This is a genomic window from uncultured Microscilla sp., assembly GCF_947493425.1.
Classification (GTDB): Bacteria; Bacteroidota; Bacteroidia; order Cytophagales; family Microscillaceae; genus Microscilla.
This window is the reverse complement of the sequence record NZ_CANLRP010000006.1, coordinates 53070-74766: the sequence shown is the minus strand read 5'-3', so window position 1 is coordinate 74766 and position 21697 is coordinate 53070. Positions and strand designations below refer to the sequence as shown.

Here is a 21697-nt window from a genome sequence, read left to right as displayed (position 1 = left end):
AACGAATTACACTTCCAGTCTAATTTTTTGTGATGGGCGATACTGCCGATTAATTATTGGGATTATTTCTTGTCAGCAGGCTTGTTGGTGCCTTCAGCAGGTTTGGTAGTTTTGTTAGATGGGGTAGTTTTTTTAGGGGTATTCACTGGAACACCAGCTTCAATGCCTTCTGGATTTTCGTCTCCTGAGCTTCCACCTTTTCCACTAATTGCAGGTATTTTAGTAATTAATACTAGTACAAACAATGCCACAGCAAACCCCCAAGTAACTTTTTCCAGCAAGTCTCCTGTTTTTTTTACTCCAATCATTGGGCTTGAGCTACCACCAAACGAGCTGTTCAATCCGCCACCTTTAGAGTTTTGTGCCAATACTACTAATACCAACAATACGGCAACAACGATGATTAAGACGATTATTATGTTATACATACTTTCCGCAATTTTCTTAGTTTAGGGCTGCAAAGTTAAGGTTTTCTAATTATTAAAAACAAATAAATAAAAAAACTTTTCTAACAATTTATTTGGTTTAAATACTTCTTTGCTTGTTCTATCTTTTGAGAGAAGGGTATATCATTTACCTAATTACAATAAAGTACCCCAAAGCTGCCGGGCAAAACACTACTTTGTAGAAGCTTGTGTATGTGGCAAGTCGTGGTGCTTGTAACGCTGGACAAAGGTTTGATTGCAAACATTTTTTTAGTTTTGTATAAAAATAATGATCATTGTATTTTACCGTTGATCTTTGGCACAGTCAGCTTGTTTTATACCAGATTGTACACTCAACAGCCATATTATTTTGAAAATATTTCGTTATATTTGATAAAAGCGACTCTTACAGGTTTATGAAATACCCTTTTTATATATTTTTTATTAGTTTTTGTTCACTGTTGTATACTACTGCTGGTGCTCAAACAGTACTTTCGGGCAAAGTGGTAGACGACAAGAGTCTTCCGGTAGACCACGCCAAGGTGTACCTCAAAAACTTTCCTAATTATTATACACTTACCAATCGTTTGGGCAATTTTAAGCTTGAAATTACAGTTTCGCCAGATCAATTTGATATTGGCAAAATGGCGGCACGCAAAAAGGGTTTTGAAATGAAAACTCCGGCACAAATTAGAGGTAACCAAGTGCTGATGAAGCTATACAAACAGATGCCCAAGCAACAAACCCCCACCACTAAGCTACCGTTGATTGCTGAAAATACCATAGAGAAAATTAACGATCCAAAGACAAGAACACGCTCTATTATCAATAAACTCAAGAAAGGCAAACCATTGCACCCTGCCGAGGTAGAACACTTGGCTGGCTTGGTTTTTAAAATAGATCGCCTGACCAATCAGATATTGCTGGACAAAGAAACCAACAAACAAACCATTGATAGTTTAAAGCAAGAAATAGGCACGCTTAAGGAGTCTATGGTGAGCACCCAAGACAGCCACAATGAATTGGTTCAAGGCAAACTTGCCCAACTAAACAAAAGCCTGAAAGAAAAGGATGAGTTGCTAACGCATAACATCCAGAAACGACAAGAAGCCGAACAAAGAAAGCAAGACTTGATTAAGGCACGCAAGAAAAAAACGCAGTGGCAGATTTTTGGATTGGTAGCACTGGTGTTGGTGCTTATGGTATTGGTGCTAGTGTTTTACCTGAGAAGCCGTGGACGCAAAACATTGCAACAAACCTTGCTAGAGGCACAACGCAGTAAAGAAGAACTAGCAATAGGGCAGCAAGAGATTAAAGTAAAAAATGATGAATTAGAGCAGATTCAAACCTCTAAGGAAATTCTCACTACTACCATTGCGCATGACTTGCGTAACCCGCTCAACGTAATCATGGGGTATAGTACCGAAGAAACCGCCGATTGCCCCAAAGAAACCCTCAAGGCGCGTCTGGGCGAAATTCACTTTGCAAGCCAACGCATAGAATCGTACATAGACGATATTGTGGCCATTCAAAAATATGCTTACTCTGGCTTGAAGATAGCCACCGAAAGTAATTCATTGTATGAAGTAGCAGAAATGGCGGTGGCACAAATGCGCCCTTTTATCAAACAAAAAAGCCTACAGGTACACAACAACTTTCCTGAAAACCTGTACAGTTTATTTAACTTTAAATTTATAGAACGGGTGTTTATCAACCTGCTCAACAATGCTATCAAGTTTACCCCTACCGGAGGCAGCATTCGCTTCGATGCTGAGGTAAAGGGGCAAGTTATTCACGTAAGCTTCTCAGATACAGGCGAAGGCATTTCAAAAGAAAAGTTCAAAGAGATTTTTGAACCCTTTGTAAACAAAGACGCCCGACATTTTGCCAGTGAAACCTCTAGCAGCCTTGGGTTGGTTTTTTGTAAAATAGCCCTAGAGTCGCACGGAAGCAAAATAGGAGTTACCTCAGAGCTGGGGCAAGGTACCACTTTTACCTTTGATCTTGCCTATACCCATAAGAAACCCAAAAAATCGTATTTGCCAGGCAAAACCTCGGTAAGCACGCTCAATGGCAAAAGTAAAAAGAATGGCACAGCCCCAATGGGTGCACAAAGCACTATTCAATTAAGCGAGGAAGACAAGTCGGTGTTGCGCCCTTTTGTCAAAGAATTGAATCATTATGAGTTATACGAGGTAAGCGATTTGGAAGAGGTACTGGCAAGGCTCAATACCAGCGAAAACGCTAACCTGGCTCAGTGGAAAAAGGCGTTGCAAAATGCCATTGACAACTATAATGAACTGGAATATAAAGAATTGGTAAAATCTATTGCCTGAGAACTTGTTTCCAATGGTTAATTTATTGATTTTCACCCACCATACAATCTGGTTGTAAGTTTTAGATGGCGAGAATTTTTCTACATATTACCAAGGTTTTTATCTTTACAATACTCCTGTCGCTTGTCGGAGGCTTTGTACTAAAAACCTATGCCCAAACCAAAAACTACACCTACCAGGCACTTTTTTTACACAAGTTTACCGAGCATGTTAACTGGCCGGTAAGTGCTGCTTACGGCAAAAAGTTTAGGATAGGTATTCTGGGCGATAAATATGTATATCGTTTAATGAATAATTACTTGTCGCAAAAAAAAATAGCGGGTGTAAACACTGAAGTCATCCACTTTACCAATGTGCTGCAAATAAGACCCTGCCACGTACTATTTATTAGCGAAAGCAGCAACCTAAACCTGAAGATAGTATTTGCCCGCCTCAGGGAGGTACATTGCTTGATAGTGAGCGAAAAGCAAGACCTTTTTACCAAACCCAAACTATTTCCGGTACTGGCTGCCCAAAGTTGTATAAACCTAAAGGTAGTAAACAACCGTCTGCGCTTTGACCTAAACAAGCCTAATATACGGGCACGAGGTTTAAGCCTGGACTCTGACCAGGCAAAACCCGCCTTGCAAACTTTGGCAAAATACGATAGTTTAAAGAAAGCCATTCCTAAGAAAATAGCCCGTACACAAAGCAACATTCTGCGTATTATTAATCGAAGCAAAGCCTTGGATGATAGCCTGAGCCTGCTGCAGAAAAACCTGCAAAGAATGCTCACCCAAGAAAACAATTACCTCAAGGATATAAAGCAAGCAAAGGCTGAAATAAAAAACTTGGAAAAGGAGGAAGAAGAAAAACTGGACTCTATTGCCACACTTCAAACCAAAATACAGGCGTTGGTTATGGAGATTAATCGTAAGAATAATGAGTTGAACTCTGAAAAAGATTCTATCAATACCCTCAAACGCCAAATCAATCGGTTGTCGGAACAGGTAAAAGAAGACGCTGACGTAAAAAAGTTGTTATTGGTAGTAAAAAGCCTCGAAGATGAGCTTAAACAACGTGGGGGCAACGTAGAAGAACTGAGAGGCAAATTGCAAAATATAAGGTCTGCTAATAAAGAGCTTAAAGATGCCGATTTACGCTACACTACTATTCAGGAACGCTTAAAGAGGGTAAGGGCAGATAGTTTGGCGGCCGAAGAAGAAAAGAAACGCCTCAGGGCAGACAAGGAACGCCTTTCGGCAGAACAAAGGGCTCAAGTAGCCCGCCATCGTTTCAATATTATCATAGCCTCTCTTATCAGCCTGCTGTTATTAATTTTATTGTTGGTATTTATCCTGTCGAACCGCCGTCGCAAAAATATGATCCAAAAGCTCAATGCAGTAAACACCCAGCTTACTCAAAGTAAAGGGCAAATAGAGCAACAAAACGAAGCGCTTCAGCGCAACATTGTAGAGCTGCAAAAGAAGAAAGAATTGGAAGTTGCGAATCGTAAACTGGAGGAGGCAAATAAAAAACTGGATCAGCTGCAAAAGTATAAGGATAAGCTGACCAATATGATTGTACACGACCTGAAAAATCCTTTGGGGGCAGTGCTGGTAAATAGTAAAATGGAGGCAACGAACTATAACATCAACCCTAAAATAAAAAAACGTTTGCAGGACATTCATCAAGCAAGTACACGCATTAAAGTATACATAGAAGATATGCTGGCTATTCAGACTTATGCCAATTCTGAACTGCCTTTGCAACTTGCTGCCCACCAAATGTTTACAGGGATACAAAATGCAGTCAATATTTTGCGTTCAGCAATTAGAGAAAAAAGCATTGTTATAGAAAATAATGTGCCTACTGAGTATTACGCCAAGTACGACAGTAAGTACATAGGTAGGGTATACGAAAACTTGCTAAGTAATGCGATTAAGTATACCGATCCGGGGGGTAAAATTATGCTTTCGGCTGAGATGCTGCCCGCAGACGATCAAAGCCCTTTGGGGTACATTCATTTTGCCATTGCCGATAGTGGTCAGGGAATACCGGAAGACAAGTTTAAGCAAATTTTTGAACCTTTTATGCAGCTTGAAGCCCGTGAGTTTGCCAATACCAGTTCTACGGGAATAGGACTTACTTTTTGTAAAATGGCAGTAGAGTCACATCGAAGTAAAATCAAGGTAGTATCGCAGGTAGGGGTGGGTACCACGTTTATGTTTGACTTACCCCGAACTGAGTTACAGGAAAAAAATACTACTTCTGGTGCTGCTAAGCAAGCCCACCCTATAGAAGCTGACAAAGAAGCTACTGCAATAGTTTTGAGTCAGGAAGAAAAACAAGCACTTAAGCCATTTGTGCAAGCCCTTAACAAGGTTGAGTTTTACGAGGTAACTACGCTATTGAGTATATTAAAGCCGCTTGACCAAGAGAAAAATCCTACCCTTGTGCAGTGGAAAACCGCCATTGAAGAGTCTATCGATAATTTTAATGAGGTGGAGTATCAGAAGTTGAAGGGGTTGGTAGTTTGAGCTCCGATTAGCTGTTAGCTTTTGTTTGGCTGTTTGTAGGTTTTTTGAACTCCGATTAGCCTTTAGCCATTAGCTTTTAGCCTTTTTTTGAGCTCCGATTAGCTGTTAGCTTTTGTTTGGTTGTTTGTAGGTTTTTTGAACTCCGATTAGCCTTTAGCCCTTAGCTTTTAGCCTTTTTTTGAGCTCCGATTAGCCTTTAGCTTTTGTTTGGCGATACTTAGTAACTGTCATATTTGCGAAAGCAAGAAAAAGCTAAAAGCTAAACCCAGCGAAGAACAAAAAAGCTAAAAGCTCACCCCCGACGAAGAACAAAAAAGCTAAAGGCTCACCCCAGTGAAGAACCGAAAGGCTAAAAGCTAAACCCAGTGAAGAACCGAAAGGCTAAAAGCTAAACCCAACGAAGAACAAAAAGGCTAACCCCAGCAAAGAACAAAAAGGCTAAAAGCTAAACCCAGCGAAGAACAAAAAAGCTAAAAGCTCACCCCAACGAAGAACAGAAAGGCTAAAAGCTCACCCCAACGAAGAACAAAAAGGCTAAAAGCTCACCCCAACGAAGAACTAAAAAGCTAAAAGCTAAACCCAACGAAGAACAAAAAGGCTAAAAGCTCACCCCAACGAAGAACTAAAAAGCTAAAAGCTCACCCCGACGAAGAACAGAAAGGCTAAAAGCTAACCCCAGCGAAGAACAAAAAGGCTAAAAGCTCACCCCAACGAAGAACAGAAAGGCTAACGGCTCACTCAAAAGCAAAAAAAATGGCTAATTACTCTAAACCCACTGATTTGTTGTATAAACTTATTAACTTCACCTTTGTATACTTCGTTAGCTTTGGCATAAGGTTTTCGGGATAAGTTATCATACAATATCACCTGTAGAAAAAAATTAAAAATGGGTAAAAAAATCATATTTATTTTATGGGTTTTCATTTTAGGTGCGGGGCATTTGCTGGCGCAAAAAAATTGTGACAAAATCAATGAACTTAACACCAAACTATTGGTGTTGCCCGAAGACTCCAGCAAAGTAAATGTATTGAATACCCTTGCCCACGAGCATTTAGCTATTGATCAAGACATTGCCTTGGAGTATGCCAACACCGCCTACCAACTGGCCAAAAAAATCAATTACACCATTGGACAGGGCAAGGCATTGATTAACATAGGCAAACAGCATTACCGGAAGGAGAATGATTTTGAGTCTACCCTTGAGTATTACCAAAAAGCCCTTCAACTTTTTCAGGAGGCTAATTCTCTTGAGCACATTACAGAGGCGTATGAAGCTATAGGCAAACATTACCATGACTTGTATTACCTCAACAAAGAGAAATACTATGAAGAAGCACTAAAAAATTATGAGCAGGCAATGTTGGCTTATCAGAAATGGAAGCCCCGCCGCCAAATGGATGACAATGAAAAAGAGTACCTGGCTAAATTGTATCAAAGGCTTGCCGAGTTGTATACAGTGACCGAAAATGATACTGAAGCATTGCGGTACTCGAAAAAATCTATTCGGATAAAAAAACAACTGGAGAAGTACCAAAACAATTTTGAGTTTCAATTTATCAATCAACGCATTGCCCGACTTAACAATACCCTTAAAAAAGAGCACATGTTTAAAATAGGGCTGTTTGTGGCCATTGGGCTATTGTTGGTGTTTGCTTTGTTGTTGCTTATCAACAGTGGGCAGAAACAAAAGGTAAACAAAAGGCTGAAGCAACAAACCCGTGACTTGGCCAATCAGAACCGACAGATTGAAGAACAGAATAAAAAGATCATCCGCCAAAATAAAGAGATAGAGTTGAGTAATTTTGAGCTGACCGAAAGCAGTAAAAAAGAAAAAGAACAAAAGGAAGCTATAGCCAAAGTAAACGAAGAGCTGACTCGTAAGAATGAGGAGGTGTTGGCACAACGAAAATTGGTGCTGGAGTCGAACAAAGAGTTGAATAAAAAAAATCAGGAAATTCAGTTTCAGTATGAACAGTTGGAAAGGGCCAATAAAAAGTTTTTGCACGCCAACGAAATGCTCAATACAATACTGGATGAGATAGAAAAGAAAAACACTGACCTGGAAGCGCAGCGAGATGATTTGAGCAATGCCAAAAATGAATTGGAAAAACTACAGAAATCCAAGGCGCGGCTTACGGCTATGGTAGCACACGACTTGCGCAATCCGTTGAATGTGGTAGTAGGCTACAGCAACCCTGATAGTAACATTGTGATTGATGGAGATACCAAAAAACATATTTATAAGGCAAGTCAGCGCATCAACTCGCTGATAGACGACATGCTGGATGTACAGAAATACGCCAATTCGCAAATACAAATCGAAAAATCGCAGCTTACTTTATGTGATACTGCTCAGGAGGCAATCAATGAGTTGAGTATTTTTGCCCAGCAAAAAGGGGTGCAAATACAAAATAAAATAGGGGCACAGTGGCAAAGTACTTACGATGGCAAGTATATAAGGCGGGTGTTTGAAAACCTGCTCACCAATGCCATCAAATTTACCCCTAATGGGGGAACGATCATTTTTGAAGCTAAAGAAAACCTCAAAAATGAACAACTTATTGTAAGTGTAACTGACACGGGAGAAGGGATACCAGCCCATAAGTTTAAAGAAATATTTGAGCCTTTTAATCAACTCGATGCCCGTAATTTTGCCAATACCAGCTCTACTGGGTTGGGGCTTACTTTTTGTAAAATGGCCATAGAAGCTCACCAAAGCCACATCAAGGTGCGCTCTAAAGTGGGCGAAGGCACGAGCTTTTTCTTTGAGTTGCCCAAAATAGAAGTAGAAGCAACAGCGGAGTCGTTAACTAGCCAAAATACTACTGACACTCACAACACGTTGAGTTTTTCGGAAGAAGATAAAGCATTTTTAGCTCCTTATATTCAACAATTGAAAAAGTACGAATTGTATGAAATAAGTGACCTAGAGAAGGTGTTGGAGCAAATACTAGTGGTTGATCGTCCTGATTTGAAACAGTGGAAAATGCTCATTAAAGCTGCTATAGACAACTACAACGAGGCCGAGTTTGACCGTTTAATCATAGCTGCAGAAGGCAATAATCTGGCTTAATTTTAGTTGTAAAAACACAATATTCAAAAGAATTTACTCCATGAAAAAATACTTCATACTTTCTGCATTTATATTGGCTTTGGTGGGTTTTGCCCAATCAGCATTGTATGCCCAGCTGGAGCCTCCTCCTCACAAATTAAAAAAGAAAACCGAGAAGTCGCGTTTAGACAAAATGGGCACAGTGAGCCGTCATACCCGCAAAAATAAAAAGGGGATGACCAAAGCCGAAATACGTCGACGTAGTACAATGGAGGGGCAAGCCCGCCGCCGTTATAAAATATCTCAAGGCAGAACTGGAGGGTTAACCAAGGCTTCGCGCCGGATGAAGCGCCGCAAGCAGGTAAAACGCAAAAAAGGAATGACTAGAGCAGCCATGCGCATGAGCAACTCGGAAAGAAAAAGAAAAAGATCTTTACGAAGAAAACTGAAGCGAATTAATTAAAGTTTTTATAGAAAAGTTACAGAGTTAGCGCCAGCGTATCATCTACGCTGGTTTTTTTTGTTTTATTTTTACCCTCTCTCACCCCAAATGTCTCCCTTGTTTAAATCTGAAAACCTCCATTTGGTAACTTCAAAAATATTGGTCAAATTGCTAAACCTAGAATTATACTTTAGAAAGCACCATATTATTTGGCATAATCACTAATTTAAAAGATAGCATGAAAGCAACCATATTGATTGTGGATGATGAGGTTACTAACCTTAAAATACTCAGAGAATATCTGACCACTGCTGATCAGGAGTTTAGAATTTTGCAGGCAACCAATGGCAAACAAGCTTTTGATATAGCTCAAAAAGCCGATCCTGACTTGGTAATTATGGACTGGATGATGCCGGTAATGTCGGGCATAGATGCACTTAAAAACATTAAAGCAACCGAAAGTACCCAAAATATTCCGGTGATTATGGCAACCGCCAAAACTAGTGCACAAGACTTAAAAGAAGCATTGGAGGCAGGCGCAATGGATTATGTAAGAAAACCTATAGATAAAACTGAGTTGCTGGCAAGGGTACGTTCGGCTATTCAGCTAAGCCACGCTTACAAACAAAGCGAAGAGTTATTGCTCAATATACTACCTAAAGAAATAGCCGAAGAGCTTAAGGCTAAAGGCAGGGTTGCTCCTAAACCTTATGAACTTGCCACGGTGTTGTTTACCGATTTTAAGGGGTTTACGAGTGTAGCCTCTCGCATGAAACCCATCGATTTGCTCAAAGAATTAAATGCTTGCTTTGATGCCTTTGATGAGATCATAGAGAAGCACGAAATGGAGCGTATCAAAACCATTGGCGATGCTTATATGTGTGTAGGTGGGGTGCCTAATGCCAATACTACCAACCCGGTAAATGCAGTGCTTGCTGCGTTGGAAATGCAACGTTTTATGAAACAAAAACGGGAAGAAAAAGCCTCTCAGGGTGAAAATTACTGGCAGTGCCGCCTGGGTATCAACAGTGGAGAAGTGATAGCTGGAGTAATTGGCAGAAAAAAGTTTGCTTATGACATCTGGGGCGACACGGTAAACTCGGCAAGCCGTATGGAGAGCAATGGCGAAGCGGGCAAGGTAAATATATCGGGGAGCACTTATGCGCTGGTAAAGGACTTGTTTGAATGTGAGCATCGGGGTAAAATAAATGCCAAAGGCAAGGGAGAGGTAGATATGTATTTTGTGTTGGGTATCAAGCCTGAGTACTCGATCAATAACGAGGGGGTAGAACCTAATGAGTTGTTTTATTCGCGTGTTGGTGGTTAGCTTTTTCTTGAGCTCTGATTAGCCTTTGTTTGGCTGTTTGTAGTGGGCTTTTAGCTTTTGTTTGACTGTTTTTAGTGGGCTTTTAGCCGTTAGCCTTTGTTTGGCTGTTTATAGGTTTTTTGAGCTACGATTAGCCGTTAGCTTTTGTTTGGCGATACTTAGTAACTATCATATTTGCGAAAGCAAGAAAAAGCTAAAGGCTAACCCCGACGAAGAACTAAAAAGCTAACGGCTAACTTCTGCGAAGAACCGAAAGGCTAAAGGCTAACCCCGACGAAGAACAAAAAAGCTAAAGGCTAACCCCGACGAAGAACAAAAAAGCTAAAAGCTCACCCCAGTGAAGAACAAAAAGGCTAAAGGCTAACCCCAGCGAAGAACAGAAAAGCTAAAGGCTAACCCCAGCGAAGAACAAAAAGGCTAAAGGCTAAACCCAGTGAAGAACAAAAAGGCTAAAAGCTAAACCCAGTGAAGAACAAAAAGGCTAAAGGCTAACCCCAACGAAGAACAGAAAAGCTAAAAGCTAAACCCAGCGAAGAACAGAAAAGCTAAAGGCTAACCCTCACGAACAACGAAAAAACAAAAAAGAATCAAAAAAAAATGAATATACACTACAACATTTCTATGCCAGCGCCTCATACCCATTACTTTGAGGTAAGTATTACTATTTCTAAAACCAAACGTCCTTTTGTAGATTTTAAGATGGCCGCCTGGACTCCAGGCTCTTACCTGCTGCGCGAATATGCCCAACACGTAGAGAGCTACCATGCCAAGGCAGGCAAAAAACAACTTAAAGTGGTGAAAACAGCCAAAAACACTTGGCGGGTAATGTCAGACAATGCGCCAAAGTTTAGCTTTCACTATAGGGTGTATGCGTTTGAAATGACGGTGCGTAACAACTTTTTGGATGCCAATCATGGGTATATCAACCCTGCGGCGTTGTGTATGTTTGTAGCTGGACAACAGGCAAGCCCGGTAACATTGACTATAGAGCCTTATCATACCTGGAAAAAAGTAACTGTGCCCTTGCCTGGCAGCAAAGAACCTTATACTTATGAAGTGCCTAACTTTGATGTTTTGGTAGACTCACCCATAGAGATTGGTAACCACCAAGAGTTTGGCTTTAAAGCAACAGGTATTCCTCACAAAGTGGCTTGGTATGGTTTGGCAGATTATGATCAGAAGCAAATTGAGAAAGATTTTAAGGCAATTGCCGAGGCTTGTACCGACATATTTGGCGATCACCCTTGCAAAGACTACCTTACTAAAGACTATACTTTTATTGTGCATATATTGGATAAAAAGTTTGGCGGGCTCGAACACCTCAACTCTACCAGCTTGCACTTTCCGAGGGAGTTGTATCACACTAAAAAAGGATACGCCCGTTTTTTGAACCTGACGGCACACGAATATTTTCATTTATGGAATGTGAAGCGGATACGCCCTATAGAGCTAGGTCCGTTTGACTATGAGCAAGAAAACTACACGCGCTCGTTATGGGTGGCAGAAGGTTTTACTGTATACTATGAAAACATTATTTTGCGTAAAGCAGGACTGGTAAAAAACAATAAGTTGCGCAAAGCTACCGCTGATAGAATCACCTTGGTAGAAAACCTGCCAGGCAATAAGGTTCAATCGGTGACTGACTCTAGCTGGGATGCCTGGATCAAGGCTTACCGCCCTAATGAGAACTCGCCCAATACTACCATTTCTTATTATTCTAAAGGAGCGTTGGTGGCGCTTGTGCTTGATTTATTCATTATTCATCATACCAAGGCAGCGCAAAGCCTGGATGATGTGATGCGTCATTTGTACGAAGAAATTTATAAAAAGGAGCAACGAGGTTTTAGCGAAAGCGAAATAAAGGAGGTGCTTGAGCTGGTAGCAGGCAAGGATCTTACTGCCTTGTTTGAAAAATATATATATGGCACAGAGTCAATAAATTATGCCCAGTACCTCAACTATGCGGGAATGGAGCTACACTCTGAGGTAAAAGAAACTCCTTACCTGGGGGTGAGTACTGTTAAAAACGGCAAAACGCTGAAGATTACAGCCATCAGAAAAGACTCACCTGCTTATCATCAGGGGTTGAATGTACACGACGAGATTTTGAGTATAGACGATGCCAAGGTAAAAGATGTGGCAAAGCTGATAGAAAATTATGAGGTGGGCAATGAGCTAAAGGTAAAAGTAAGACGAGATGGCAATATCAAGAAGTTTTTGATTCAACTGGGTAGCAATCCACATGTGACTTACAAAATAAAAATGCAAAAAAGCAGAACAGCTGCACAGAAAAAAGCCTATAAAAAATGGTTGAGAAAGTAGCCGCAATGAATGAGGCGAGGGTATGTTTAAGTACTAATACTTAAATGTGCTAGAATAATTAACTGACCTTTCGCAGCACGTATTTTTGTTTTTAAGCAAAAAAATACAGCATAGGACTAAGGTCGCGTCAGCTAGATTCAGCCTTAGTTTGTTGCCGTTAAGTTGAAAATCCTCCGAGTACAAGCTCGGAGTTGTAAACCGAACTTGTATTCGGGGAATCTGTGAAATGAAGCCGTAAAACCGAGGCTGCAGCTTTGCTGCGCCGAGCTCTGCTTTAGCTAAACAGATCATTGTTTGAGCGAAGCGAGTTTGAGCTGTTTAGCCGAAAAAGGCAGAGCCCCGAATCAAGTTCGGGATTTTAAAACTTGGGCTTCGCCCTGCGGTTCGGCGTAGTGTAACAGATTTAGGCAAAACAAACTACAGCTGTGGTGCTTGAACTCCGAACTTGATTCGGAGGGTTTTTGGTTACTTTTTTACCTATAGAAAATCCATGATCCCGAACTTGATTCGGGGAAGTAACGGCTCACAGATACTCGAATCATTGTGTTTTATTAGCTTGTTTGAAGACTGGTATAATATTTTGTTAAACAAATTTTTGACCTGCGAAAGGTCAGTAATTAAGAAGCTATGTTTGTGGGTAGGTTATGGTAAGTCTTTGGGTATTGATGCTATGAGTAGGGGTAACTCACTCATAATAGGCTAATTATGCTCATTTTTTAGTTGTATTTAACGCTATCTTACGTACCAAATTAGAAATGCTTGAGCATTACTCACAAACAACCATCAGCAAAAAAATATTTTTTATATGTTATTCTAACAAAAAAAAATCATAGCTTCATTATTCATTTGATATTCCCCTATCTTTGACAAATGGCACATTTTGTCACACAGTCAATAAAGTCTTCTTGGGCGATATTCAAAAACCATTGCCTAAGTAAGACGAACACAATTAAAAATTAAACAAAGAAGTATCTCTATAAACTTATGTCTGGTATTGCTGGCTTTTTTTCACCCAACACATTTTTTTCAGAAACCGACCTTCAGCAAATGGCTGACCCCCTTCAAAAAAGAGGCGCTCAAAGTAGTCATCATTATTATGAGGAAGGACTGGGGCTGATTCATCAAAGACTTAGTTTTGTAGACAAGTCGCCCGAAGCCCAACAACCTATGCATTCGCACAACGGGCGTTTTGTAATGGTGATGGATGGGCAGGCATACAACCACCACGAAATAGCCAGAGGGTTTTCAAACGAACAGTTCAACACTACCTCGGATATTGAAATCATTTTGGAGAATTTTGTAGAGAAAAACATCCGTTCGATCTACCAAATCAACGGCATGTTTGCTGCGGCTACTTACGATCGAAAAGAAAAAGTACTATCGTTGTTTAGAGACCGGGTGGGTATCAAACCTTTGTACTATTATTGGGACGAAGAAAACTTTGCGTTTGCGTCTGAACTGCACGCCTTGCTACAGCTACCCCAAATCAAGCGTAGGTTGAACAAAAAAGCAGTGGCAGAGTTCCTGCATTTGGGCTATATACCAGCACCTCATACCCTTTACAAACATATTTTTAAGCTGGAACCAGGGAGTTGGCTCAGGATACAAGACAAAAACCTGATTGTAAAAAAATATTGGACTGTAGCCGAAAAAATTTACGAGCCTAAGTTACGCAATCGTTTGCCTTACCTCAATACAGAAGCCAACGCACTCAAGCACTTTGAAAAAATACTGTTGGAATCGTTAGAGCAACGTACCCCCACCAACGCGACGTATGGCACTTGGTTAGACCACCACCCCGAATCGTGTCTGCTTACGGCATTGCTGGCAAAGCAAAAAGGCAATGACTTTCCTACGCTTTCGGTGGCTTACCCAAAAACCAAAAATAATGAACCCAGAAACGCTGTAAAAGTAGCCGAACACCTGAAAACCAACCATGAAGAGATTTTGGTGTCCTTTGACGACATCCGTAGTTTTGTAAACTCATTACCCGAAAAGTTCCAGGAACCTGTGGCTGATTTCAACCAATTTACCTACACATTGCTGGGGCAAAAGAGCAAAGAAGTAGCCGAGATAATGATGACAGCACAAGGAGCCGATGCGTTGTTTTTTGGCAATGGCACCCACCATTGGGCACAAAGGCTGGATAGTAGCTGGGTAAAAACCATCAGAAAGCCTTATGCTTATTTACTCAAAATAAATAAATCGACCAAAGCACGCAAAGCCAGTGCCTTGCTCAACTACTCACACAAAGACGACCTACTAAGCCACATATACTCGCAAGAGCACCTGCTCTTCTCAAAAAGAGAGCTGCCCTCGTTGTTGTCGTCCTATGCCCCCATATCGCCTTACCCTGTGATAGACGATGCATCACTTACACCGCTCGAACAACAAGCCCTGTTTGATATTAACTATGACCTGCCAGGCAACTCATTGTTTTTGCTCGACCAGGCGCTCATGTCAAATATGGTAGAAGCCCGCACCCCTTTGCTCGACTTTCGCATCATAGAGTTTGCCATCAACCTAAACCCCCAACTCAAATACCGGGGAGCTCAACCTAAGTATTTGGTAAAACAATTGTTGCAAAAATTTGTTCCCGAAAAACTATGGGCAAAACAAAAACTAGAGCAAATGCCTATATTGGCACAATGGATGGAGCAAGAACTGGATGATTACCTCAACGAAAAGATAGTAAAAGAATGTGGTGTAGTAGAGTTTGAAATAGTACAACAGCTCAAAGAACAGTTTAAAAAAGGACACAGATACTTGTATAATCGCTTATGGGCACTCACAATACTGCATGTGTTTTTGAGTAACGCTATTGCACAAGGAATGGAGGTGGAGTAGACTTTTAGTTCTTCGCTGGGGTTAGCTTTTAGCTTTTTTGTTCTTCGCTGGGTTTAGCTTTTAGCTTTTTTGTTCTTCGCTGGGTTTAGCCTTTAGCCTTTTTGTTCTTCGCTGGGTTTAGCTTTTAGCTTTTCTGTTCTTCGCTGGGTTTAGCCTTTAGCTTTTCTGTTCTTCGCTGGGTTTAGCCTTTAGCTTTTTTGTTCTTCGTCGGGGTGAGCTTTTAGCTTTTTCTTGCTGTCGCGGGGTGAGCCTTTAGCCTTGCAGTTGTTCGCAGAAGTGAGCCTTTAGCCTTTCTGTTCTTCGCTGGAGGGTAGCTTTTAGTTTTTTCTTGCTTTCGCAAATATGACAGTTACTAAGTATCGCCAAACAAAAGCTAACGGCTAATCGTAGCTCAAAAAAAGGCTAAAGGCTAAAGGCTCCACGTAGCCCAAAAAACCTACAAACAGCCAAACAAAGGCTAACGGCTAACGGCTAATCGTAGCTCAAAAAAAGGCTAAAGGCTCCACGTAACCCAAAAAAAACTACTAACAAAAAAACTTAACTGTATGTGTGGTATCACAGGTTTTTACACGCTTTCGCGGAAATGGTCGCAAGACCAACTAAAGAGCATGACACAGGCTTTGAAACATCGGGGGCCTGATGCAGACGGTTTTTTCTTTGGTCAACGCTGTGGTTTGGGGCACCGCAGGCTCAAAATTATTGACTTATCTGATGCAGCCAACCAACCCATGCACAGCCACGATCAGCGTTACACGATGGTGTTTAATGGAGAAGTCTATAATTTTCAGGAAATTGCCAAAAAATACCAGCTTTCGCTAAAAACCAGTTCCGACTCGGAGGTGATTTTAGAGCTATTTGCCCAACAGGGCGAAAACTTTGTGCATGAGCTCAACGGCATGTTTGCCTTGGCTATTTATGACCACAAAACACATTCGCTATGGATATACCGCGACCGGATGGGTATTAAACCTTTGTTTTATTACTGGGATGGTGAAAACTTTGCTTTTGCCTCCGAAACCAAAGCCTTGCTTGCGTTGGGTATCGATCGAACGATCAACAAAGAAGCTTTGCAAGATTACCTGTTTATGGAATATGTGCCCGACCATCAGTCTATCTTTAAGCATATTCATAAACTCGAAAAAGGGCACTACCTGAAAATAAGCCCTAAAAAACTAGAGAAGACATGCTACTACAACTTGCTCGATAAATGGAACCCTTCTCCCGCCTACGACTTAAGCCATTATACCGAGGCATTCGACGAACAACTCACCCGCTCTATAGCCTACCGCTCTATAAGCGATGTGCCTATGGGAGCTTTCTTGAGTGGAGGCACCGACTCGTCGCTCATTAGTGCCAAGTTTCAACAACTCTCATCGCAAAGCATCAAAACCTTTACTATAGGCTTCGACGTAGCAAGCTTCGACGAATCGGCGTATGCCCAAAAAGTAGCCACACACTTACAAACCCAACACACCCTTGAGCGGGTATCTGCCAAAGAGTCTATAGGTATTGTAGAAAAGCTGGTGAGCCACTACGATGAACCTTTTGCGGCCAATTCGTGCATTCCCAGCCTGTTGGTTTGCCAAAAAGCCCGCAACGAGGTAACGGTAGCCCTCAGTGGCGATGGTGCCGACGAATTATTCATGGGCTATGGTTATTACTATTGGTACGAGCGCATCCAGAAAATATCGAAGTATGGAGGTTACCCAGCCCGCAAGCTTACCAGTAAGGTGTTGAGCTGGATGGATCAACGCAAACAGCGGGCGGCACGGGTTTTTAATTACAACGATTTTGAGCGAATATGGCTACACGTATGGTCGCAAGAACAATACATGTTTTCGGAGCAAGAGGTTTCGTGGCTGCTCAATACCCCCTACCAACACCAAAGCACCTGGAAGGACTGGCAGCAGATCAATCAGTTGGACATTCACCCTTTCGAAAAAATATCCTTGTTTGACCTCATGCACTATTTGCCTTACAACTTGCTTTATAAAATGGACATTGCTTCTATGGCATCGGCACTGGAGGTGAGGGTACCTTATTTAGACCACCATTTGGTAGAGTTTGCGATGAATTTGCCCTTGAATATGAAAGTACAAGCGGGCGAACAAAAGTTTTTGATGAAGAAAACCTTAGAAAAGTATTTGCCTAAAGAGCTGATTTATCGTCAAAAGTGGGGGTTTCCAGCTCCGGTGGGCGATTGGCTCAAAACAGACTTGGCTTATTTGATTGATAAGTATTTAAACCCTGCTTTGCTTAAGCAACAAGACTTGTTTGACCCTCATGTAGTGCAGCGCTTTGTAAAACTCTTTAGAAAAGGTAAAAATTATCATTATAAAAGAATCTGGGCGTTAATCGTGTTTCAGATGTGGTATGCGCATTATATAGACTAGCTTTGTTCTTCGCTGGGGGTTAGCTTTTTCTTGCTTTCGCGGAGTTTAGCTATTAGCCTTTAGCCTTTCTGTTCTTCACTGGGGTGAGCTTTTAGCTTTTTAGTTCTTCGTTGGGGGTTAGCTTTTTCTTGCTTTCGCGGAGTGAGCTTTTAGCCTTTAGCCTTTCTGTTCTTCGCCAGGGGTGAGCTTTTAGCCTTTTTGTTCTTCGTTGGGGGTTAGCTTTTTCTTGCTTTCGCGGAGTGAGCTTTTAGCCTTTAGCCTTTCTGTTCTTCACTGGGGTTAGCTTTTAGCTTTTTTGTTCTTCGTCGGGGGTTAGCTTTTTCTTGCTTTCGCGGAGTTTAGCTATTAGCCTTTAGCCTTTCTGTTCTTCGCCAGGGGTTAGCTTTTAGCTTTTTAGTTCTTCGTTGGGGTTAGCTTTTAGCTTTTTAGTTCTTCGTCGGGGGTTAGCTTTTTCTTGCTTTCGCAAATATGATAGTTTCTAAGCATAGCTCAAAAAAGGCTAAAAGCTAACGGCTAAAGGCTCCACGTAGCTCAAAAAAACCTACAAACAGCCAAACAAAAACTAAAGGCTAATCGGAGCTCAAAAAAAGGCTAAAAGCTAACAGCTAAAGGCTCCACGTAGCTCAAAAAAACCTACAAACAGCCAAACAAAAGCTAAAGGCTAATCGGAGTTCAAAAAAAGGCTAAAAGCTAAAGGCTAATCATAGCTCAAAAAAAGCTAAAAGCTAAAGGCTAAAGGCTCAATACAAACAGTCAAACAAAGGCTAAAAGCTCACTACAAACAGTTAAAAAAAGCTAAAGGCCCTACACATAACTCAAACAATTAATACATGAAAATACTCTACCTCTCTTATGATGGAATGACCGACCCGCTTGGGCAATCACAAGTGTTACCTTACTTACTGGAGCTGAGCAAAATAGGGTATCAGATTACTTTGCTGAGTACCGAAAAAGAAGCTAATTTTGCCTTGAGGTGCCAAACCATCCAAAACTTGCTTACTGAGCACCAAGCAAATCACCCGGAAGCGACTATAGACTGGCAGTATATCACCTATACCAAGAAGCCACCCGTACTTTCTACCTTGAAAGACATCAGGCAATTGCGTAAGAAAGCCAACCAATTACATCAACAAAAACAATTTGACGTTATTCATTGTCGAAGCTACGTAACCTCGTTGATAGGGCTGGGTATGAAGAAAAAATTTGGGACAAAGTTTATATTCGACATGCGTGGTTTTTGGGCAGACGAGCGGGTAGATGGAGGTTTGTGGAACCTGAGCAACCCTTTGTTTCGTTGGGTGTATAATTATTTTAAGAAAAAAGAAAAGCAGTTTTTAGCAGCAGCCGATTATACCATTAGCTTAACCGAAAATGCGAAACAAGAGATTCAGAACTGGCCTGGATTTAGACAAACCAAAATTGAGGTAATTCCTTGCTGTGTCGACACCCAACTGTTTGATTACAACACCTTACCGCCTCCTACCATGGCTGACCCACTGAAGCCAATTACCCTCTCTTACCTGGGGTCTATTGGCACTTGGTATATGTTAGAAGAAATGCTGGCTTTTTACCAGCGTTTGCTTAAGGCTATGCCTGCTGCCCGGTTTATGTTTATTACTACCGAACCCGCCGAAGCAATTTACCAACAAGCCGAAAGGATGGAGTTGCCCGCCCACCAAATAAGTGTACAAAAAGCTGAGCGAAAGCAAGTCCCCTTATTGCTTGCCCAAAGCGACATTTCTATATTTTTTATCAAGCCCTATTATTCTAAAAAAGCGTCATCAGCCACCAAAATGGGTGAAATTTTGGCAATGGGTATTCCTATTATTGCCAATGCCAACGTAGGCGACCATGATTTGTTGTTTGAAAAATACCCTTGTGGTACTTTGGTCAATGAGTTTGACAAGGCATCGCTCGATAAGGCAGTTGCACAAATAAAAGAAATACAGCGGATAAAAAAAGAAGATTTAAGAAATGTAGCCATAGAATATTATAGTTTGAAAAAGGGAGTAAATTTGTATGCTAAAGTATATGAACAAGTGAAATAAATCAAGGATAATGAGCGAGCGTATGGCAAAGGAAATCACACTTTTGAACCCTTACAATCAACAGCCTTTAGAGGTGGCAAACGATAAGCTGATAGATGCCAAAGGAAAGGAGTTTGAGAAGGTAGCAGGTGCTTACCGCTTGGTGCAAGACGATAACTATACCGAAAACTTTGGGTTTCAATGGAATAAATTTGCCAAAACGCAGATTGACCGCTTTTCAGAGCAATCTTCGCAAAGCAAGACCCGTTTTTTTGCCGTAACCAAATGGGACAACCAAGACCTGAGCGGAGAGAATGTGTTGGAGGTGGGCTCTGGTGCCGGACGTTTTTCGCAAGTGGTGCTCGACGAAACCAATGCGAACTTGTACAGTGTAGACTACTCGAATGCGGTAGAGGCTAACTTTAAAAACAATGGGCATCACCAAGACCGTTTGCAGCTTTTTCAGGCAAGTATCTACGAGTTGCCTTTTGCCCCGGCAAGCTTCGACCGGGTGTTTTGTTTTGGGGTGCTACAGCATACCCCCGATGTAAAAAAATCGGTGCAAAGCCTTGCCCAAATGGTGAAACCTGGAGGCGAGTTATTGGTTGATTTTTACCCAATCAGGGGCTGGTGGACTAAGATTCATGCCAAGTATATTTTTCGCCCCTGGACCAAGCGCATGTCGCACGAAAAGCTACTAAGGCGCATTGAAAAAAACGCAGGTTGGATGATTCGCCTGTCCCAGTTTTTTAACAGAATAGGCATAGGCAAGCTCACTAACCGTTTTATCCCTATTTGCGACATTAAAAATACCTTGCCCCCTGACCTTACTAAAGAACAACTCAAAGAATGGGTAATACTAGATACATTTGATATGTTTTCGCCCGAATACGACCAGCCCCAAAGAGTAGAAACGGTTCGACAATGGTTTGAAGAGTTTGGCATCGAGGTAGACTTTGCGGGTACGATCAACTTTGAGGGAAATAATTTGGTAACTGCAGTAAAGGGGATCAAGAAGGGGTAACAACTAATAAATGCTTTAAATGAACCATCAAAATTTTATCTCTATCTTTAGGGCTCCCCAACGGTGGCTTTGGGCTTGAATAAACTCAGGGCTGACATAGTGCCAAGCGTAGCCTATACTTGCCTTACCATAGTTTAAGGTTGCTCCTAGTGTAAGCGAAGTAAGCCAACGTTCGAGCTGATTGTTTGACAATTTGTGTGGGCTATTGGTGTTGAACACCCCACCTTGCAAGGTAGCATTGTACCCTACCCAACTTTGGTAAGCCACGCCATACAATTGTATCCTCAACTGTGCCCAATGGGGGCTGTTCCAATGCGCACGTGCCCCTACACTGGCTGAGCTAATCAATGTGCTTAATTGTACTTTTGCCAATCCGCTTATGTGGGTATGGTTTATATTGCCCAGCAAGGCTTTTTCATACTTTAGACTATAGCCCACAATCAAGTCAGCCGCTACCTGATTGTCCCAACCTTGGGGTTGTTCACTATTCACTACCTCATGAATGGTTTTTTGCATGCCTTCGGCAAAGGCGGCTGGGCCTATAATACCCAAATGCATGGCACTGGTCAGGCTTTGCTGCTTGAGCGTGTCTTGTTGGGTATGCCACCATGTAATATGCAACACCCCTGCATAGGGGCGGTCGTTGGGCAACACTTGTCCCTTGCCCAAATCGGTAGGGGTAAATACTTCGTGCTTTAGTTGTATGCCGCTTTGCGCAAAGGAGGATGGTTTGGGTAATTTGAGCATCAAACGGTTGAGCCAAGCGCGATTCAAGGTAGTAGAACCATAGCTCAATCGAATGCCTTGTGTATAGTATTGATCGGTTTGAGTAAATAAGTCGTTAGCGTACTCAAAACTCAACTGATGGGTTTGGGCAATACTGCCAACACTTGAGAAACAAAAAAAGATACCTAGGGTGATGGATAAAATATAATGCATAGTTTTGGAGCTTGTTTAAAAAAATATAATCTGAGCACATCAAC

General features: G+C 41.5%; 12 protein-coding genes. 10 read left to right on the top strand and 2 right to left on the bottom strand.

Translation table 11 applies throughout. The features are described from left to right. Positions 1-62: 62 nt before the first annotated feature. Entirely contained in the window at positions 63-428 is a 366-nt protein-coding gene (gene secG, locus Q0954_RS03415; protein WP_299453633.1) for a preprotein translocase subunit SecG, read from the bottom strand. Positions 429-841: 413 nt separating this feature from the next. Between secG and Q0954_RS03410 the strand changes: the two genes are divergently transcribed. The 10 genes from Q0954_RS03410 (at position 842) to Q0954_RS03365 (ending at position 20714) form a co-directional block, all read left to right on the top strand. Continuing rightward, a complete protein-coding gene (locus Q0954_RS03410; RefSeq protein WP_299453632.1) occupies positions 842-2761 on the top strand; it encodes an ATP-binding protein in 1920 nt (639 codons plus the stop codon). Between the two features lie 65 nt (positions 2762-2826). Next, a complete protein-coding gene (locus Q0954_RS03405) occupies positions 2827-5280 on the top strand; it encodes a YfiR/HmsC family protein (protein ID WP_299453631.1) in 2454 nt (817 codons plus the stop codon). Between the two features lie 886 nt (positions 5281-6166). Next, on the top strand, positions 6167-8353 hold the full coding sequence (locus tag Q0954_RS03400) for an ATP-binding protein (RefSeq protein WP_299453629.1): 2187 nt from the start codon (positions 6167-6169) through the stop codon (positions 8351-8353). 40 nt (positions 8354-8393) lie between these two features. Next, complete coding sequence (locus tag Q0954_RS03395) at positions 8394-8795, top strand: hypothetical protein (protein ID WP_299453627.1); 402 nt, start codon at positions 8394-8396, stop codon at positions 8793-8795. Positions 8796-9012: 217 nt separating this feature from the next. Continuing rightward, positions 9013-10101 (top strand): adenylate/guanylate cyclase domain-containing protein, encoded by a 1089-nt coding sequence (locus Q0954_RS03390; protein ID WP_299453626.1) that lies wholly within the window; start codon positions 9013-9015, stop codon positions 10099-10101. Between the two features lie 597 nt (positions 10102-10698). Beyond that, the gene (locus Q0954_RS03385; RefSeq protein ID WP_299453623.1) at positions 10699-12423 is read left to right on the top strand and encodes a M61 family metallopeptidase; all 1725 of its coding nucleotides are present in this window, start codon (positions 10699-10701) and stop codon (positions 12421-12423) included. A gap of 984 nt (positions 12424-13407) precedes the next feature. Then, on the top strand, positions 13408-15270 hold the full coding sequence (asnB, locus tag Q0954_RS03380; protein WP_299453621.1) for an asparagine synthase (glutamine-hydrolyzing): 1863 nt from the start codon (positions 13408-13410) through the stop codon (positions 15268-15270). A gap of 545 nt (positions 15271-15815) precedes the next feature. Continuing rightward, on the top strand, positions 15816-17663 hold the full coding sequence (asnB, locus tag Q0954_RS03375) for an asparagine synthase (glutamine-hydrolyzing) (RefSeq protein ID WP_299453619.1): 1848 nt from the start codon (positions 15816-15818) through the stop codon (positions 17661-17663). 830 nt (positions 17664-18493) lie between these two features. Beyond that, on the top strand, positions 18494-19711 hold the full coding sequence (locus Q0954_RS03370; RefSeq protein WP_299453617.1) for a glycosyltransferase: 1218 nt from the start codon (positions 18494-18496) through the stop codon (positions 19709-19711). A gap of 22 nt (positions 19712-19733) precedes the next feature. Continuing rightward, positions 19734-20714, top strand: a complete 981-nt coding sequence (locus tag Q0954_RS03365; protein WP_299453614.1) for a class I SAM-dependent methyltransferase — start codon at positions 19734-19736, stop codon at positions 20712-20714. A 27-nt stretch (positions 20715-20741) separates the two neighbouring features. Here the strand turns inward: Q0954_RS03365 and Q0954_RS03360 are convergent, their stop codons facing one another. Then, positions 20742-21653 carry a lipid A deacylase LpxR family protein gene (locus Q0954_RS03360; protein ID WP_299453611.1) on the bottom strand — a complete coding sequence of 304 codons (912 nt, stop codon included), beginning with the start codon at positions 21651-21653 and terminating at the stop codon, positions 20742-20744. Between the last annotated feature and the right edge of the window lie 44 nt (positions 21654-21697).

Coding starts and splice junctions, on each gene's coding strand:
- secG (WP_299453633.1), bottom strand. CDS start 428: ATGTATAACATAATAATCGTCTTAATCATCGTTGTTGCCGTATTGTTG.
- Q0954_RS03410 (WP_299453632.1), top strand. CDS start 842: ATGAAATACCCTTTTTATATATTTTTTATTAGTTTTTGTTCACTGTTG.
- Q0954_RS03405 (WP_299453631.1), top strand. CDS start 2,827: ATGGCGAGAATTTTTCTACATATTACCAAGGTTTTTATCTTTACAATA.
- Q0954_RS03400 (WP_299453629.1), top strand. CDS start 6,167: ATGGGTAAAAAAATCATATTTATTTTATGGGTTTTCATTTTAGGTGCG.
- Q0954_RS03395 (WP_299453627.1), top strand. CDS start 8,394: ATGAAAAAATACTTCATACTTTCTGCATTTATATTGGCTTTGGTGGGT.
- Q0954_RS03390 (WP_299453626.1), top strand. CDS start 9,013: ATGAAAGCAACCATATTGATTGTGGATGATGAGGTTACTAACCTTAAA.
- Q0954_RS03385 (WP_299453623.1), top strand. CDS start 10,699: ATGAATATACACTACAACATTTCTATGCCAGCGCCTCATACCCATTAC.
- asnB (WP_299453621.1), top strand. CDS start 13,408: ATGTCTGGTATTGCTGGCTTTTTTTCACCCAACACATTTTTTTCAGAA.
- asnB (WP_299453619.1), top strand. CDS start 15,816: ATGTGTGGTATCACAGGTTTTTACACGCTTTCGCGGAAATGGTCGCAA.
- Q0954_RS03370 (WP_299453617.1), top strand. CDS start 18,494: ATGAAAATACTCTACCTCTCTTATGATGGAATGACCGACCCGCTTGGG.
- Q0954_RS03365 (WP_299453614.1), top strand. CDS start 19,734: ATGGCAAAGGAAATCACACTTTTGAACCCTTACAATCAACAGCCTTTA.
- Q0954_RS03360 (WP_299453611.1), bottom strand. CDS start 21,653: ATGCATTATATTTTATCCATCACCCTAGGTATCTTTTTTTGTTTCTCA.